The organism is Caulobacter sp. Root1472, from assembly GCF_001426985.1.
Taxonomy (GTDB): Bacteria; Pseudomonadota; Alphaproteobacteria; order Caulobacterales; family Caulobacteraceae; genus Caulobacter; species Caulobacter rhizosphaerae.
On record NZ_LMFX01000012.1, the window covers coordinates 286,073 to 302,555 of the forward strand.

The 16,483-nt window shown below is 69.2% G+C and carries 12 protein-coding genes; 5 read left to right on the forward strand and 7 right to left on the reverse strand.

The features are described from left to right. Positions 1-86: 86 nt before the first annotated feature. The gene (locus ASD47_RS10225) at positions 87-941 is read right to left on the reverse strand and encodes a TauD/TfdA family dioxygenase (protein WP_056755701.1); all 855 of its coding nucleotides are present in this window, start codon (positions 939-941) and stop codon (positions 87-89) included. A 275-nt stretch (positions 942-1,216) separates the two neighbouring features. Between ASD47_RS10225 and ASD47_RS10230 the strand changes: the two genes are divergently transcribed. From ASD47_RS10230 to ASD47_RS10245, 4 genes are read left to right on the forward strand one after another with little or no spacing between them, the layout of a single operon-like run. Then, the gene (locus ASD47_RS10230) at positions 1,217-2,446 is read left to right on the forward strand and encodes an aromatic ring-hydroxylating dioxygenase subunit alpha (RefSeq protein ID WP_200945247.1); all 1,230 of its coding nucleotides are present in this window, start codon (positions 1,217-1,219) and stop codon (positions 2,444-2,446) included. Then, a complete protein-coding gene (ygiD, locus tag ASD47_RS10235) occupies positions 2,443-3,231 on the forward strand; it encodes a 4,5-DOPA dioxygenase extradiol (RefSeq protein WP_056755348.1) in 789 nt (262 codons plus the stop codon). Before ASD47_RS10230 ends, ygiD begins: the two co-directional genes overlap by 4 nt. A 13-nt stretch (positions 3,232-3,244) precedes the next feature. Beyond that, positions 3,245-4,321, forward strand: coding sequence for an acetamidase/formamidase family protein (locus ASD47_RS10240; protein ID WP_056755350.1), 1,077 nt, complete (start codon positions 3,245-3,247; stop codon positions 4,319-4,321). Positions 4,322-4,328: 7 nt separating this feature from the next. Beyond that, complete coding sequence (locus ASD47_RS10245; protein ID WP_056755353.1) at positions 4,329-5,279, forward strand: helix-turn-helix domain-containing protein; 951 nt, start codon at positions 4,329-4,331, stop codon at positions 5,277-5,279. On the opposite strand, the gene ASD47_RS10250 is transcribed toward ASD47_RS10245, so the two are convergent. The 6 genes from ASD47_RS10250 to ASD47_RS10275 all read right to left on the reverse strand — a co-directional run bounded on the left by ASD47_RS10250 (position 5,276) and on the right by ASD47_RS10275 (position 13,845). Next, positions 5,276-6,916: a hypothetical protein gene (locus ASD47_RS10250; RefSeq protein ID WP_056755356.1), complete on the reverse strand. Its 1,641-nt coding sequence runs from the start codon at positions 6,914-6,916 to the stop codon at positions 5,276-5,278. The genes ASD47_RS10245 and ASD47_RS10250 overlap by 4 nt on opposite strands. A 187-nt stretch (positions 6,917-7,103) precedes the next feature. Continuing rightward, positions 7,104-7,697 (reverse strand): hypothetical protein, encoded by a 594-nt coding sequence (locus tag ASD47_RS10255; protein ID WP_056755358.1) that lies wholly within the window; start codon positions 7,695-7,697, stop codon positions 7,104-7,106. A 168-nt stretch (positions 7,698-7,865) separates the two neighbouring features. After that, positions 7,866-8,144, reverse strand: coding sequence for an HU family DNA-binding protein (locus ASD47_RS10260; protein ID WP_028037777.1), 279 nt, complete (start codon positions 8,142-8,144; stop codon positions 7,866-7,868). Between the two features lie 274 nt (positions 8,145-8,418). Continuing rightward, positions 8,419-8,622 carry a hypothetical protein gene (locus tag ASD47_RS10265; RefSeq protein ID WP_018060960.1) on the reverse strand — a complete coding sequence of 68 codons (204 nt, stop codon included), beginning with the start codon at positions 8,620-8,622 and terminating at the stop codon, positions 8,419-8,421. Positions 8,623-8,673: 51 nt separating this feature from the next. Next, the gene (locus ASD47_RS10270) at positions 8,674-12,453 is read right to left on the reverse strand and encodes a LamG-like jellyroll fold domain-containing protein (protein ID WP_082564560.1); all 3,780 of its coding nucleotides are present in this window, start codon (positions 12,451-12,453) and stop codon (positions 8,674-8,676) included. A 132-nt stretch (positions 12,454-12,585) separates the two neighbouring features. Then, positions 12,586-13,845, reverse strand: coding sequence for an SGNH/GDSL hydrolase family protein (locus ASD47_RS10275; RefSeq protein WP_369800285.1), 1,260 nt, complete (start codon positions 13,843-13,845; stop codon positions 12,586-12,588). A 195-nt stretch (positions 13,846-14,040) separates the two neighbouring features. On the opposite strand from ASD47_RS10275, the gene ASD47_RS10280 reads away from it, so the two are divergent. Further along, positions 14,041-16,452 (forward strand): glycoside hydrolase family 3 N-terminal domain-containing protein, encoded by a 2,412-nt coding sequence (locus tag ASD47_RS10280; RefSeq protein WP_056755364.1) that lies wholly within the window; start codon positions 14,041-14,043, stop codon positions 16,450-16,452. Positions 16,453-16,483: the final 31 nt, after the last annotated feature.

The following is a 16,483-nucleotide window of genomic DNA, read 5'->3' on the forward strand; positions in this document are numbered from 1 at the left end:
AAGCTCAGGATGAGGGCGAATGTAACGGCGGTTCAGTCGAAATCCTCATCCTGAGCTTGTCGAAGGACGAGGATTTCGCACCACGATCAATAAGGCTTGTCGCCCTTCACCCATAGCCGGTGCATGGTCCGGAAGTACTTGGTGTCGTCGTAGAGCGTGCCGGTGTGCAGGGTGCAGCGGTTGTCCCACATCAGAAGGTCGCCCTTGGCCCACTTGTGGCGATAGACGAAGTCGTCGCCAGTCATGAATTCCACCAGTTCGTCGATCAGGGCCAAGCCCTCGGGACCGGGCTTGCCGATCACCTCGGTCACCGTGCCGGTGGAGGGCCACAGCGCCTTGCGGCGGTCGGCGGGGTGGGTGCGGATCAGCGGGTGCTCGACGTCCGGATTGGCCGCCGCCATCTCGGGCGAGAGGACCTGCGCCCCGAACTCACGGGTGGCCATGAAGTGCCGGTAGCTGTGGTGCAGGCTCAGCGGCAGCAACTGCGCCTGCTTCTCCGGCGACAGGGCGTTCCAGGCGGCGCAGCCGTCGGCCAGCAGGGTGTCGGAGCCCTCGTCGGGGACCTCGACCGCGTAGAGCATGGTCAGCATCACCGGCTCGGGCTTGTAGCTGTAGTCGGTGTGCCAGCCCACGCCGTCGTTGTGGGCGCCGATCGGCTTGCCGTCGACCACCCGGTTGCTGAGGATGAAGATCTTCGGATAGCCGGGCAGGGTGAAGCGGGTCTGGGTATGGTCCTCGGGCTCGCCGAACCGGGCGATGAAGCGCATCAGGTCGTCCGGCGCCATGGTCTGGCCGGACACCACCACGGCCCCATGGCGGTGGAAGGCGGCGACCACCTTATCGAGCTCGGCGTCCGAGGCGGACGGCAGGTCGATGTCGTGGATCCGCGCGCCGAAGCCGGGCTTCAGGTCCGAGATCGTCAGGTCGTCGGCGAGCGTCATGTCCACGGGCGTGGTCCTCTGGAAGCTGTCTGGACCCGAGGCTAGGCATGGTCGTCAGGCGCGTCTTTCCCCAGCGCGCCCGATCGCTTTCCGTGCGCGTACCGCAAAGTCGGCGATGCGCGCGCCTTGCGCGTCTTTTGCTCATTTCCGCCCGAGAACCCGGCGGCGCCGCCCGCGCATCGGGCGACGGCCAAGTTATCGTGCGCGCTGGTGCAAGACCGACGGGCGCGCCGCGCCTAGCCTTCGTATCGATCTCTCGAAGGAGCGCATGCGCCATGGGCCCCACGCCCGCATCCCATTTGCCAGGCTCTCACCTGAACGACGCGTTCTTCGACGGCCTGTCGCGCTCGATGCGCGACGTCGACGCGGCCGAGACCCTGCCGCCCGCCTGCTACACCGACGCGGCCTTCTACGCCTTCGAGAAGGAGGCGCTGTTCAACCACGAATGGCTGTGCGTGGGCCGCGTCGATTGGGTGAAGGAGCAGGGCGACTACTTCACCACCACCATCATCGGCGAGCCGATCATCGTCACCAGGAACCGCTCCGACGAGATCAAGGCGATGTCGGCGGTGTGCCAGCATCGCGCCATGCTGGTGGCCGAGGGCCGGGGTAACACCCGCGGCTTCGTCTGCCCCTACCACCACTGGGTCTATTCGCTGAACGGCGACCTGGTGAACGCCCCGGCTATGGAGCGGGCCTGCGACTTCGACAAGAGGGCCGTCCGGTTGCCGGCCTTCAAGGTCGAGGTCTGGCTGGGCTTCATCTTCATCAATTTCGACGCCGAGGCGCCGCCCCTGGCCCCGCGCCTGAAGGCGGTCGAGGACGCCATCGCCAGCTATGACCTGGCCAACGCCGAGGGCCTGAGCCCGCCGATGACGGGCCAGTTCGCCTGGAACTGGAAGGTGATGTTCGAGAACAACAACGACGGCTACCACGCCAACAAGCTGCACCGCGGCCCGTTGCACGACTTCATCCCCAGCGAGCTGTGCAGCTTCCCCGAGGCCGCCGAGGGCGACGCCGGCTTCCTGCGCTACAACGGCACGACCCATCCGGACGTCAGCTTCAACCCGACCCAGAAGGCGGTCCTGCCGATCTTCCCCGGGCTGACCGACGAGGACCGCAACCGCGCCACCTTCGCCAACATCCCGCCGACCCTGTCGCTGGTGATGACCAGCGACATGGTCATCTACCTGATCCTGCGGCCGACCGGCCCGGAGACCATGGAGCAGGACACCGGCCTGCTGGTCGCGCCCGGCGCCACCGAGACGCCAGGCTTCGAGGAGCGGCTGGAGATGATCATGACCTCGGCGGGCAAGATCATCGCCCAGGACATGCATGTCGACGAACTGGTGCAGGTGGGGCTGCGCTCGCGGTTCGCCGTGCGCGGCCGCTATTCCTGGCAGGAGGGGGCGCAGGTGCAGTTCAACCGCTGGCTCACGCCCCGCTACCAGAAGGCCTGGGCGGCGATGAAGACCTCCGCGAGCCAGCCGGAGGTCGTCGCATGAGCCGCATGCCCGTCGTCTTCTTCGGCCACGGCAGCCCGATGATCGCCCTTGAGACCAACGACACCACCAAAACCTGGAAGGCCATGGGCGCGGCGTTCGGCAAGCCCAGGGCCATTCTCTGCGTCTCGGCCCACTGGCTGACCCAGGGGGTCGCCGTCACCGCCATGACCGCCCCGCGCACCATCCACGACTTCGGAGCTTCGTTCCCCAAGGCCTTGTTCGACATGCAGTATCCGGCTCCCGGCTCGCCCGAACTGGCGGCGCGGGTCAGGGACCTGCTGGCGCCCCAGCCGGTGGCGCTGGACCAGCAGGGCTGGGGGCTGGACCACGGGACCTGGTCGGTGCTGAGCAAGGTCTATCCGGACGCCGACGTGCCGGTGGTGCAGCTTTCGATGGACGCGACCAAGCCGCCCGAGTGGCACTTCGAGCTGGCCAAGCGGCTGGCCCCGTTGCGCGACGAAGGGGTGCTGATCGTCGGCACCGGCAACATCGTCCACAACCTGCCGGCCATGAACTGGGGCGAGCGCCATTGCGCGCCCTACGACTGGTCGCAGCGGTTCAACGACCACATCAAGCAGGCGATCGTCGACGACGCGCCCGAGCGGGCGGTGGACTTCGCCTCGCAGGGCCAGGACGCCGCCCGGTCGGTCCCGACCCCGGACCACTACTGGCCGCTGCTCTATGTGCTGGGCGCGCGCCTGCCCGGCGACGTCGCCGCCTTCGCCCCCGACCACATCGAGCACGGCTCGCTGAGCATGACATCGGTCACGCTCTCGGCCGCCTGAGGATCGAAGACCGATGCCCTTCATCTGCGAACCCGGCCAGACCCGTCCCGACGTCCTGCCCACCGCCCTGCACACCCTGAACGCCACGCCGGCCACCGTGCACTGGGGCTATTTCGATCCGTCGATCAGGCCGGCCCTGCGCATCAAGAGCGGCGACCTGGTCAGCGCCGAGGCCATCACCCACCACGCCGGCGACGCCCCCGAGCTGATGATGGACGAGGCGGTCACCCGCATCTTCACCGAGATCCCCGAGAACGACCGCAATCCCGGCGTCCACATCATGACCGGGCCGATCCATGTCGAGGACGCCAAGCCCGGCGACGTGCTGGAGGTGCGCTACCTGCGCATGGTCCCGCGCAACAACTACGGCTCCAACCTCGCCGCCAACTGGGGCTATCTCTACAAGGAGTTCGGCGAGAAGGAGCGGGTGACGATCTACGAACTGGATCAGAACACCAACACCGCCAGCGCCCTCTACGCCTACGACTTTCCGGGCAAGTACCTGATCCCGGGGACGATCACCCGCTGCCCCGAATGCGACCGCCAGCCGGCCCTGAACGGCGTGCGGGTGGCGGCGCGGCCGCACCTCGGGACAGCCGGGGTGGCGCCCGCCGTCGACGGCCGGGTCAGCACCATCCCGCCCGGCGCCCACGGCGGCAATATCGACAACTGGCGGATCGGGGCGGGGGCGACGATGTACTACCCCGTCCAGGTCGAGGGCGGGCTGTTCTCGATCGGCGATCCGCACGTCAGCCAGGGCGACGGCGAGATCTCCGGCACGGCGATCGAGAGCTCGCTGACCGTGCTGATGCAGATCGTCCTGCGCAAGGACTTCGTCGCGCCCGGACCTTTGCTGGAAACGCCGAAATGGTGGATCGTCCATGGCTTCCACGAGGATCTTAACGTGGCCATGAAGGACGCGTCGCTGAACATGCTGACCCTGCTGTCCGACCATGTCGGCCTGTCGCGGAATGACGCCTATTCGCTGATGAGCGTGGCCAGCGACTTCGGCGTCACCCAGGTGGTGGACGGCAAGCAGGGCTGCCACGTGCGCATCCCGCGCGACATCTTTCCCCAGATGAAGGGCTAGCGGCGCCATGAAGGCCTGGTCGTTCAGCACCGACAGTCATCCACGCGCCGAGCGGGCGCAGGCCTGGCGCGAGGCGATGAACCGGCTGGGCCTGCCGGTCGAGGGCCTGTCCGACGCCGAGCCGGCCAGCGCCTCGGTGGTCTGTCTGGCTTCACCGCTGGGCATCGAGTTCGCCCTGGTCGAGGCGGGGGCCCAAGCGATCTCCGGACGCCTCAGCGGCCAACCGGCGGCTGTCTGGCTGGCGGTGCTGCTGGGCGGCGCGGCCACCCTGGTCACCGACGACCTGGCCGAGGCGCTGGTCCCCGGCGACATCGCCTACGGCCCGACCGGCCAAGCCGCGGCCCTGCGGCTGGAGACCCGCTGCCGGCTGATGTTCGTCCGTGCGCCCCGCGTGGCCCTCGACCACCGCCTGATCACCCCGGTCAGCCTGCGGGTGGGACGACTGCAGGCGGCGACCGGGGTGACCCACATCCTGTCGGGCCTGCTGCGGGCCACGGCCGAGGGGCTTGAGGACCTGACCGTCGACCAGCTGCGACCCGTCGAGCTGGCCCTGACCGAGTTCCTGGCCATCTGCCTGGCCGAGGGCGGGGCGGCCACCGACGTGCTGGGCGCCAACGCCGGCGCGCCCACCGCCCACCTCCAGCGCCTGTGCCAGACCATCGAGACCCTGCTGCCGGACCCGGACCTGTCCTTGCGCCGGGTGGCCGACGAGGAGGGGGTCTCGCCCCGTTACGTCCAGAAGCTGTTCGCCAGCGCCGACGAGACCTTCAGCCACTACCTGCGCACCCGCCGGCTGGAGCGCTGCCGCACCGACCTGGCCAGCCCGCAGCACGCGCGGCTGTCGATCTCCGAGATCTGCTTCCGCTGGGGCTTCAACGGTTCGGCCCACTTCAGCCGGGCGTTCCGCGACCAGTACGGGATGTCGCCCCGGGAGTTCCGGCAGGGCGCGGCGGCCTAGCTGGAGAGGTCGATCGGCCCGCCCGCGGCGTGGTCCTGGATCAGCGCCCTGGCCGACAACACGGCGATCCGGCCGTCGAAGGTCCCCACCGCCAAGGCGTCGCCCCTCGCATCCATCGCGAAGATCACCGTGGGAAAGCCGTCGATCGTCGCGGCGCCCGTCGCCCGGATCGCGCCGGTCGCCGCGTCGAACAGGGTCAGCGCGCCGTCGAGGAACGCGGCCGCCACCAGGCTCAGCTCGGGCAGGTGGGCGATCGCGCTGGCCGAGCCGGCGGTCGCGTGGCGCCAGATCTCGCGGTCCGCGTCCAGCGGCTTGCGATAGATGAAGCCCTGGGCCGCCTGAGACGGGTTGGGGTCGTAGTGGCGACCGGCGACGATCAGGCCCGCGCCCAAACCGTCCTCGACGGCGTGACCCAGGCATTCCATCGCATGGCTGGCCGGACCGCCGTCCGCCCGCAGCAGCGGCCACAGGCGCTCCACCTCGCTATCCGGTCGAAGGCGGCACATCCGCTTGTGCTCGTGTGACGATGGGGGCGCGCCCTGGAGGAAATAGAGGTCCGGGGCGCCGTCGACGCCCAGATAGTGGTTGAAGACGTCGTAGTGTCCCAGGTCGATCTCGCGGACGTCGCCCGTGACCGTATCGAGGAGCAGGTCGCGCTGGGCGCCGGGTTCGGAGCGCCGGTCCAGCCGTCCCAGCACCTGCCCGCGTGTCGATGCCGAGAAGGCGTAGATTCCATCGAACCGGCGCCACTCTCTCAGGGCGTCGTCCGCGAAGACCATCAGCCGCGCCTGGGCGTTGCCGCGCGCATGGCCGGAGGGCGTGACATGGATGATCGGCGGCGAGGCCCGGAGGATGGCCACACCTGAATCTTCGCCGTCGTAGCGCCGCACCTCGCCGCGCGCGAGGTCGTGGACTTCGAGCTGGCAGTCGTCGTGCACCGCCGCCAGGCGACCGTCATCCAGCCAGGCGACGTCCCAGATCGCGCCGCGTCGGACCGGCGAAGCCACGGCGAACCAGTCGGCGAGCTGCTGGTCGTCCGCGATCCGGCCGGCGGCCTCGGCGAGGTCCAGATGGGCGATGACGACGCCGGTCAGCGGGCCGATGCGCGCTTCGGACGCCGTGCCGTGGTCGGCCGGACGATAGTCGACGACCAGCGGGTAGAAGCGTTCGAAGGGATCGGTGGGGTTCTCGTCCCAGCCCCATTCCTCGTCCCAGGGCCTGACCATCACCTCCAGCCGTTCGCCGCTGGCGTCGAAGGCGCAGCGCGCGACCTCGGGGGTCTGCGTGAAGGGCCGCCAGGCGCGGTCGGCGGTCCAGTCCCAGAAGACCAGGTCGCCCTCGAACATCCAACCGCCGTCATAGCTGCCGGCCCCGATGGCGATAACCGGGTCGGTGGGATGGAAGGCCACGGCGGTGATCGGCAGCGACAGGCCGTCGAACACGGCGAACGGCGCCGGTTCGCCGCGCCGGTGGAGCGCGAGGCGATATCGCAGCCATTGTCCGCCATAGGCGGCGCGGGCGGGCGGGTTGGTCAGGAGCGGAAAGGCGCTGGCGACCGCCAGGACAGCGCCATCCGGGCTGGCGAAGGCGCCCGTGAACCCGCCGGATCCACGAACCGTGGGCGTGAAGACGAGCAAGACGGAGGGACCCCCGGCGGCGACGATCCCAGTATCCACAGGGTTCGCGCGAGCGCAACGGGCGGGCCGGCCGGAAACCGGCGCCAGCCAGGGCGGAGAGAGAGCAGGAGAGGCCACGAACAGGGCGATCGGCCGCCAGTGGCCGTAGCCACGCCGCCGCAGTCCGTCGGCTGTGTCGACCTGGTGGCTAGTAACCCAGCCGCTTCAGCTCGGCCTTGACCGCCGCCACGGTCTTGAAGCGGTAGTGTTCGTCAGGGCCTTCGCGTCGGCCGCACTCCCATCCGGTCCCGAATTTGCCGCTGACCGGCAGCAGGGTCAGCTCGGCCTGGCCGGGCTTGGGGGCGTCGAACAGGCGGACCTCGTAGAGCGTGCCGGAAAAATCATAGTGAACCTGCGGCCAGGCCAGGATGACGATCAGCTCCCGCTCTGGATCGCGGTCGGCGTTGGCGAAACCGATGGCCAGGATGTCAGGCGTTCCGCCCTCCTGTTCGCCCAGGGTGACCTGGATCGTGCGATAGCCGCCGGCGGCCTGCCGTTGGAGCGCGACCAGCGGGCGCTCCGGATCGGCGTCGCTGGTCTTGTAGTCGACGAACAGGGTGGGAACGCCGTTCCAGGCGGCCGGGGTCGTATGGGGCTCGGCGTCCTTGGACAGGCCGAGCGCGCGCGTGGCGAAGGCCAGGTCGCTTTCGCCCGGCGCGCGGTCGAGGGTCTGGGCGCGGGCGCCGGCGCAGAGGCAGGCGAACCCCAGGAAAAGCCCGGTGAACCGTCGGAGGTGTTTCATGCAAGGAGCCTGACACGACAGCGGAAACGAGGCGAGACGCCGTCGAGAGGTCGAAGTGTCGGCAAAGGGCGAAAGCGCCCGCATCGGGCGCGTGGCCCGGAAATGTCTGGTCGCGCTTGGCGGGCCAGGAGGAGCGGCCGGTGGTGAGACCGGCCGCTCGCCGAGGGATTAGCCGTTGACGGCGTCCTTCAGTTGCTTGGCCGGCGTGAAGGCGACCTTCTTGCTGGCCGCGATCTCGATGGCGGCGCCCGTCGACGGGTTGCGGCCGGTGCGGGCCGGCTTGGCCTGGACCTTGAACTTGCCGAAGCCCGGGATCGAGACTTCTTCGCCCTTCACGGCGGCCTCGGTCAGCGACTTGAAGACGCCGTCGATGATGGCCTTGGCTTGAGTCTTGGTCAGCTTGTCGTCGGCGGCCACGGCGGCGTCGACCAGATCCGAAACGTTCATAAATCAGCTCATCTGCTGGGAATCAAAAGAGAGCCAACCCTGCCGGGCCAAACGCGCTTTGTCACCTCATCATGAGAATGAGGGTAAACGCGCCTTTCCGGCGGGGGCTGACAGGCGTCAACTTGCGGAAAATTCTCGCTATTTCAACCCATTATAAAGGCGTGACGCTTTTTCCGTCCGCTGACGGACGAAGGTTTGCGCAAGTGCGAATTCGTTGTGCGGTTGCGAAAAGAAGCCGGCGACGCCGAGAATCAGGCGCGAGTCGCCTGTCGCCTCAGGCCGCGCGGGCCAGCAGGCGTTCGTAGCGCTGCAGGATCCGCTCAAGCGTCGAGCGCTTGATCGGCTTGCCGTCGCGCAGCTTGGTCCAGGTGGTTTCGCTGATCGCGTAGCAGTCGAACAGATGCTCGCGGGTCACGGCGGGGAGCCGGGCGCGCAGGCGCTGGACGAGGTCGCGGGGTACGGTGAGGGTTTCGGCCATGGGCGAAGCAACGCCCCCGGAGCGGATCGGCTCCGGGGTCTCCAAGCTAAATCAGGGGGCGACAACGATATTGTTCAGTTGGGTGATTTCCGGCGCGCCGGCCGGGGTGACAATGCGCACGCGATAACCGCTTTTCCAGGCGACCTTTAGCGCGACCGTCGCGGTTTTCGGCTTCAGGTCGAGGGGCGGCGGCAGGACCGGCGTGGTCGCCCGCGCCAGTTCCTTGCCCGAGGCGTCCTCCACCAGCACGACCGAGGCCGGGGCCGGATTGGCGCCCAGGCTGTGGACTGTGACGGTCAGGCCAGACCGGCCGACCTTGACGTCGTCCCGGCTGATCCCGAGGTCGGGGCGTTCGGTGACGGGCGTGGCGGCGGGGGTCTGCAGGGTGAACTCCCAGGTCGTGGTCTTGCCGGGCGCGAAGGTCACGTCCAGGCCGGTGGTGCGCTCGAAAGCCACCAAGGCCGCCGGCTCGGCGACTCCGTCGGCGGCCCGCGTCACCGACCACTGGCCGGCCGCGACGTCCCACCCTGTCATCACCGCGTGCAGCGGCTGGCTGGTCAGGTTGTAGCCGGTGACCTTGAAGCTTTTCTGTCCGCCGGTGACCAGGATGCCGACGTCCTCGGCGGCGGTCGGCGTATCGAACCGCCAGCTGACCAGGTGGCCGGGGAACATCTGGTTGCGGCGCAGGGCCATGCCGCCGAGGCGGGAGCGCTGCAGGATGTCGCTGAACAGCTCCACCCGGTCCGACCACCAGTGGGCCTCGGTGACCATCCACATCCGCTGCTCGGCGGTGGTGATCTCGTCGCCATAGACCTTTTCCAGATAGGCGGTGTCGCCGGTCGAGCGCCAGGCCTGGTACAGCACGAAGGGATCGTCCGAGCCCTTGTCCACCATGGCCTTGATCATCGGCGCGGCCTGGGCGCGCAGGCCCAGCATGTCGATGACGTCGCTGTTCAGCTCGTCCAGGCCCCGGCCCGACTGGTGGGCGATCTCGCCCTTCAGCGGCCGCAGGTATTTCTCGTCGCCGGTCCAGCGCCAGGCGGCCCAGAAAAGCTGCATGGCCGAGACATTGCCGCGGCCCTTGCCGGTCAGCTCGCCGCGCGACTGGCCGGTGGCGGCGTTGATGTCCTCCGGATAGCGCCAGGTCCCGTCCGGATCCTGCTTGCCGTGGGCCAGGTGGCCGTCGGCCAGGTCGACGATCAGCTTGCGCATCGTCGGATCGCCGTTGAAGTCGGCGATCAGCAGGCCCGGGTGCAGGATCAGGTACGAATAGGGATGCGACCAGCCCCAGGGGCCGTCGCGCGACACGTCGGCAGCCGAGAAGAAACGGCTGAGGATGTGGACGTGGCCGTCCTCGCCCCTGTTGGCGACGGTCGGATAGGCCCGGGCGGTCTCCATCATCCGCTCGACGACCTTGGGGTCGCCATAGCTCGTGTACATGGCCTCGGCCTTGAGGTTGATCGCCTCCTCGTACGAGTGCAGCTCGTCGGTCTTGATCTTGGACAGGCCGCCCGGGATCATGTCGTTCCTGTAGGCCGCGTCGAGCAGGGCGTTCAGCGAGGCGGTGGTCTTGTCGGGGATGTCGCCCATCAGGGCCAGGGGCGGCCACTGCTGGGTCAGGTCGTCGTCGTCCGAGATGCCGCCGCCGAAGTCGCCGTATGGGACCTGGCGGTTGTCGATCCACCATTCGATGAACTTGCGCACCCGCTTGAGGTCCTCGACCTGCAGGAAGGCCCACTTCGGGACGCCGGCCGGGGCGGTCGGCAGGGTGACGGGGACGCCGGGCTGCTCGGGATTGAGCTCGGCCCACATCTCACGGCCGTGCAGGTTGGCCGGGTCGACGCGCAGCAGGTCCGACAGCTCCAGGTCCAGCCGCTGGTAGCGGGCCAGGCGCTTGGAGACATCGTGCTCCTCGACCAGGAAGGCCAGGTTGTCGCGCGCCTGGGCCAGGCGGTCGGCGACGTGCTCGGCCTTGGCGTCGGCGGCGGGTTTGAACTTCAGGCGCACGGCCATGCCATCCAACTGCCGGGCGTCGAAGTCGGCGCCGGCCCCGGCGATGGTCAGATAGAGGCTCCGGCCTTCCGGCAGCAGGCGGTCGCGGGTGTCGAGGAACACCGTGCGGGCCTCGCCGGGCTTGACCGAGACGTTGACGTCGATCAGGTCGCGGCCCGGCCACAGCGGGTCCTTGACCTTGATGTTCAGCGCGAACAGCTCGCCGTGGGTCGGCTTGACCTTGAGGGCGGGGAGATCGATGGCCAGGCCGTCCAGGCCCGCGTCCATCCCCTGCCAGCCGTACTGGAACTTGCCGACCGGGCCGCCGGGGCGGGCCTGGCGGAAGTCGGCCGGGATCAGCACGTGGGCGATCGGCTGGCCTGGTAGGACCGTCGTATCGGCGCGAGGCTTGGTCGGGGCGGCGGCGGGCAGGGCGGCGACGATGGTCCGCTCGCCGGCCGCGTACCGGCCCTTCACGAAGGTCGAAAGCGCGTCCAGCGTCGGATAGGCGGCCGGGTCGGCGCCGGGGCGCACGACGTAGCTGAGGGTGAACTCGTCAGGCTCGGCGGCGCCCGTGACGTTGTAGACCGCCAGCTCCTGGATCGGGGTTTCCTGCACCAGGTTGTCGAACCGCAGCTTGCCGCCCTTCAGGGCCGCGAACTGGTTGAAGGTGCGCAGTTCACCCTTGGGGCGCTTGGCCAGCGGGGTCTCACGGCCGGCCGCGTCGATCGTGGTCAGCGACCCGTAGGCCGCGCCCTGGACCTCCAGGCGGTTATAGGGCTCGTCGGGCAGGGTGAAGGTGATCGCCTTGCCGCCCTCGACATAGACGTTCCAGTCCGGCAGCTCGAAATAGTCGTGACGGCCGGGCAGTTTCGAGCGGTTGTAGACGCCGGGCCAGGTGGTCTCGGCAACGCCGTCCGAACCCAGGGTCATGCGTTCCTTGAGGTCGAACTGGTCGGTGAACTCGACCTTGCGGATCGTGGTCCGGGCGTCGGCCAGGTAGGGCGGCGGATCGGTCGGACGGTCCCAGCCGTAGCGGTGGAGCCAGGTCTTGGCGTCGGTGGCGGCGACGGCGGGGGCGGGGTCCTTGCCGGCGGCTAGGCCGGCGACGGCGACGGCGTCCAGGGCGCGGTCGTAGACGCGGATGTCGTCGACGTCGCCGCCGCGGATGAACTGGTAGGCGCTCTGCACCTGGTGGGGCGAGATCACCCGGCTGTGCGGCCCGAACTGGTCCAGCCCGGCGTCCAGGGCGGCGGCCTGGGCTTTCGAGGCGACGGGCTTGCCGTCGATATAGAGGGCGATCCCCTTGGCCTCGTCCCAGGTGAAGGTGACCAGGATCCACTGGTCGGGCCGGGGCGGCGCGGCCGTCGTGCTGACCCGCACCCGCGCGAGATTGTTGTCGGTGACGAAGGCGTCGAAGCCCTTGCCGTTCCAGTCGATGCGCAGCCAGGCCATGTCCCAGCTGGTGTGGTCGGCGTAGCCGACGCGGAACAGCGGGAAGGGCGTGGTCCCGACCGGGTCGCGCGCCCGCCAGTAGAAGCTGAGCGTCCCGCGCTGTGCATAGATATTGCCCGACGCCATCCAGCTGAGCGTCTCCTCGCCGGCGGCCTCGATATAGGGGCCGTGGACGGGGTCGGTCTTGATCTTGACCTTGTCGGCGAAGTTGGGGGCGGCCTCGCCGCCGGCCAGGTCGGCGGTCAGGCCCTTGTCGCCGGTCAGGTGGAACAGCAGGCCGCTGTCGCCCTGAGGGTCTGGGGCGGCGTGGACGTGCCCGGGCGTGGCGGTCAGCGCAGCCGACAGCAGCAGCGCCGCCTTGAGGTAATGTCTTGCGCGGGCCATTCGCCCCCTCCCTGAATCCGCCCTGTCCAGTCTTTCATGGAAACCGGTGTCAATCGAGCGAGACCTTGGTCTAGGGTCAAGACATTGCAGGTTTGTTTCCGCCCGTTTGTTTCCGGCCGCGCGTTTCCGCCGTCAGCGCGTGAACAGGTCCAGCGGCACGGCGTCGGCCATGGCCTTGTAGCCGGCCAGCGAGGGGTGCAGGCCGTCGCCGGAGTCGTAGGCGGAGGACAGCCGGCTGGGACGGGCCGGGTCGCGCGTCAGCCTGTCGAAGTCGATCACCGCGTCGAAGCGGCCGGGCGTCCGGATCCAGGCGTTGATCGCCTGGCGGTCCTGCTCGTTGGCCGCGTCGGGATGGTAGTAGGCCGAGCCGCCGAAAGGCATGACGGTAGCGCCGTAGACCTTGATCCCGCGATCATGGGCGCGGCGGATCATCTGGTCGTAGGCGGCGGTCATCCGCGCCACCAGGGCGGCGTGGGCCTCGGGGCCGGCGGGCTGGTCGCGGGTCAGGACTCCCAGGTCGTTCACGCCCTCCAGCAGGATGACGTACTTCACGCCGGCCTGGTTCAGCACGTCGCGGTCGAAACGGGCCATGGCGTTGGGCCCCAGGCCGTCCAGCAGCAGGCGGTTGCCGCCGATGCCGGCGTTGAGCACGCCCACGCCCCGGGTGCGCGGATCGGCCTGCAGGCGCGCAGCCAGGAGGTCGGGCCAGCGATTGTTACCGTTGGTGGTGACGCCGTAGCCGTCGGTGATCGAGTCGCCGAAGGTCACCAGGCTGGCCCCGGCCGGGCGCTGCACGTCGACGCCCGAGATCTGGAACCAGTGGTCCAGTGACTTGCCGCCGGTCAGCTCGGCGGCCGCCAGCTGGTCGCCGGGCCCGAACCACGAGGTGGTGCGCGAGCCCGGGTGGCTGGTCTGCTGGGCGGGCGGCGCGCCGTCGAAGCGGAGCGTCACGGCCAGGTTCGCCAGGGGCTTGGCTGGGAAGTCGATCGGGTCGGACAGGTATTCGGCGCCCGGGGGGATCGTCACCTCGGAGCGGCCGGAGAAGGCCAGGGCGCGGTCGCTGGCCGGGTCGATCCGGGCCGAGCCCGGGGCGGCGGCCAGGGCGACGTGGACGCCCGACAGCTTCAGCGGCTCGGTCCCGAAGGCGTTGGACAGCCGCACCCGGATCTTGCCGCCTCCGGTGCTGAGCCGCAGGGTCTGGCGCAGCGTGCCGTCGGTGACGTCGGGGGCGGGAAGGGCGTCCTTTGCCGCCGGGACCATCTGGGCCGAGGCCCAGGAGGCCACCCAGCGCTCCGTCTTGGCCGCCTTGCCGGGCGCGGCCTGGGCGAGGGCGAGCGGGGAGGCGGTCACCGACAGCGCGGCCACCAGCCCGACCAGGGTGCGTCTTGCGATATCCAAGGCTTCCTCCAGCCCCTCCGACGAGGGATCTTGCTTGTTCGGCCTCGATCCTAGGCGAGGAAATGAGACCGGTACCATAAAAAACTTGAGTGGTCAGATCTCTGCTTCCATAGTGCCCCTCAACGTCGGCGAGCAACGCCGCCACCGTCCCTAGGGCGGTTTGTTCCATTATGGGGAAACGAAGAGATCATGCGCCAGACCGTCACCCGTCGCACGCTCGGCGTCAGCCTGGCCGCCCTGGCCGCCGCGTCGACGACCCTCGCCCGCGCCGCCGCGCCGAAAGCGGGCGACAAGCCGCTGTACAAGGACCCTGCCCAGCCTGTCGAACTGCGTGTCCGCGACCTGCTCTCGCGCATGACGCTGGAGGAGAAGGCGGCCCAACTGATCGGCGTCTGGCTGACCAAGGCCAAGGTCCAGACCCCCCAGGGCGAGTTCTCGCCCGCCGAGGCCAGCAAGAACTTCCCCAACGGCCTGGGCCAGATCTCGCGCCCGAGCGACCGCAAGGGCCTCAAGGCCGCCGCGGTGGTCGACGCCGCCGCCGGCGCCGACGACGGCTCGGTCAACCGCAACGCCAAGGAGACCGCCCGCTACGTCAACGCCGCCCAGAAATGGGCGATGGAACAGACGCGCCTGGGCATCCCGATGCTGATGCACGACGAGGCCCTGCACGGCTATGTCGCGCGCGACGCCACCAGCTTCCCCCAGGCCATCGCCATGGCCTCGACCTTCGATCCCGACACGGTGGAGAAGTGCTTCGCCGTCGCCGCCCGCGAGATGCGGGCCCGCGGCTCGAACATCGCCCTGGCCCCGGTGGTCGACGTGGCCCGCGACCCGCGCTGGGGCCGCATCGAGGAGACCTACGGCGAGGATCCGCACCTGTGCGCCGAGATCGGCCTGGCGGCGATCCGCGGCTTCCAGGGCAAGACCCTGCCGCTGGCCAAGGACAAGGTGTTCGTCACCCTCAAGCACATGACCGGCCACGGGCAGCCGGAGAACGGGACCAATGTCGGCCCCGCCCAGATCGCCGAGCGGACGCTGCGCGAGAACTTCTTCCCGCCATTCGAGCGGGCGGTGAAGGAGCTGCCGGTGCGCTCGGTCATGCCGTCGTACAACGAGATCGACGGGGTGCCCTCGCACGCCAACCGCTGGCTGCTGCACGACGTGCTGCGGGGCGAGTGGGGCTTCAAGGGCGTGACGATGAGCGACTATTTCGCCATCAAGGAACTGCGCGACCGTCACAAGCTGACCGACAGCCTGGCCGAGACCGCCGTGATGGCGATGAACGCCACGGTCGACGTCGAGCTGCCTGACGGCGAGGCCTACGCCCTGCTGCCGGAGCTGGTGAAGTCGGGCCGCGTGTCGCAGGCGGCGGTCGACGAGGCCGTGGCCCGTGTCCTGGCCGTCAAGTTCGAAGGCGGCCTGTTCGAGAACCCCTATGCCGACGAGAAGACGGCCGACGCCAAGACCGCAGCGCCCGACGCGATCGCCCTGGCCCGCGAGGCGGCCCGCAAGGCGGTGGTGCTGCTGAAGAATGACAAGGGCGTGCTGCCGCTCGATCCGTCGAAGTTCAAGCGCCTGGCGCTGCTGGGCACCCACGCCAAGGACACCCCGATCGGCGGTTACAGCGATGTGCCGCGCCACGTGGTGTCGATCTACGAAGGCCTGCAGGCGGAAGCCAAGAAGAGCGGCTTCACGCTGGACTACGCCGAGGCCGTGCGGATCACCGAGGCCCGGATCTGGGCGCAGGACGAGGTCAAGCTGGTCGACCCGGCCGTCAACGCCAAGCTGATCGCCGAGGCCGTCGAGGTGGCCCGCAAGGCCGACGTGGTCGTCATGGTGCTGGGCGACAACGAGCAGACCAGCCGTGAGGCCTGGGCCGACGCCCACCTGGGCGACCGCGAGAGCCTGGATCTCGTCGGCCAGCAGAACGACCTGGCCAAGGCGATCTTCGACCTGGGCAAGCCGACCGTGGTGTTCCTGCTCAATGGCCGGCCGCTGTCGGTGAACCTGCTGGCCGAGCGCGCCGACGCCCTGGTCGAGGGCTGGTACCTGGGCCAGGAAACCGGCAACGCCGCCGCCGACATCCTGTTCGGCCGCGCCAATCCGGGCGGCAAGCTGCCGGTCAGCATCGCCCGCGACGTCGGCCAACTGCCGATCTACTACAACCGCAAGCCCACGGCTCGCCGCGGCTACCTGCTGGGCGACACCTCGCCGCTCTATCCGTTCGGCTTCGGCCTGTCCTACACTACCTTCGACATCTCGGCGCCGCGTCCGGCCAAGGCCCAGATCGGCGCCAACGAGAGCGTCAGGGTCGAGGTCGACGTGACCAACACCGGCAAGGTGGCCGGCGACGAGGTGGTGCAGCTCTACATCCACGACGAGGCCGCCTCGGTGACCCGCCCGCTGCTGGAACTGAAGCACTTCAAGCGCGTAAGCCTGGCTCCGGGCGCCAAGCAGACCGTGACCTTCGAGGTCTCGCCGCTGGACCTGTCGCTGTGGAACCTGGAGATGAAGCGCGTGGTCGAGCCGGGCCAGTTCACCCTGCTGGCCGGCCCGAACTCGGTGGATCTGAAAAAGGCGACCCTGACGGTGACGGGCTGATCGCTCATCAGTCCGCTCTGGGCGGGCTCGT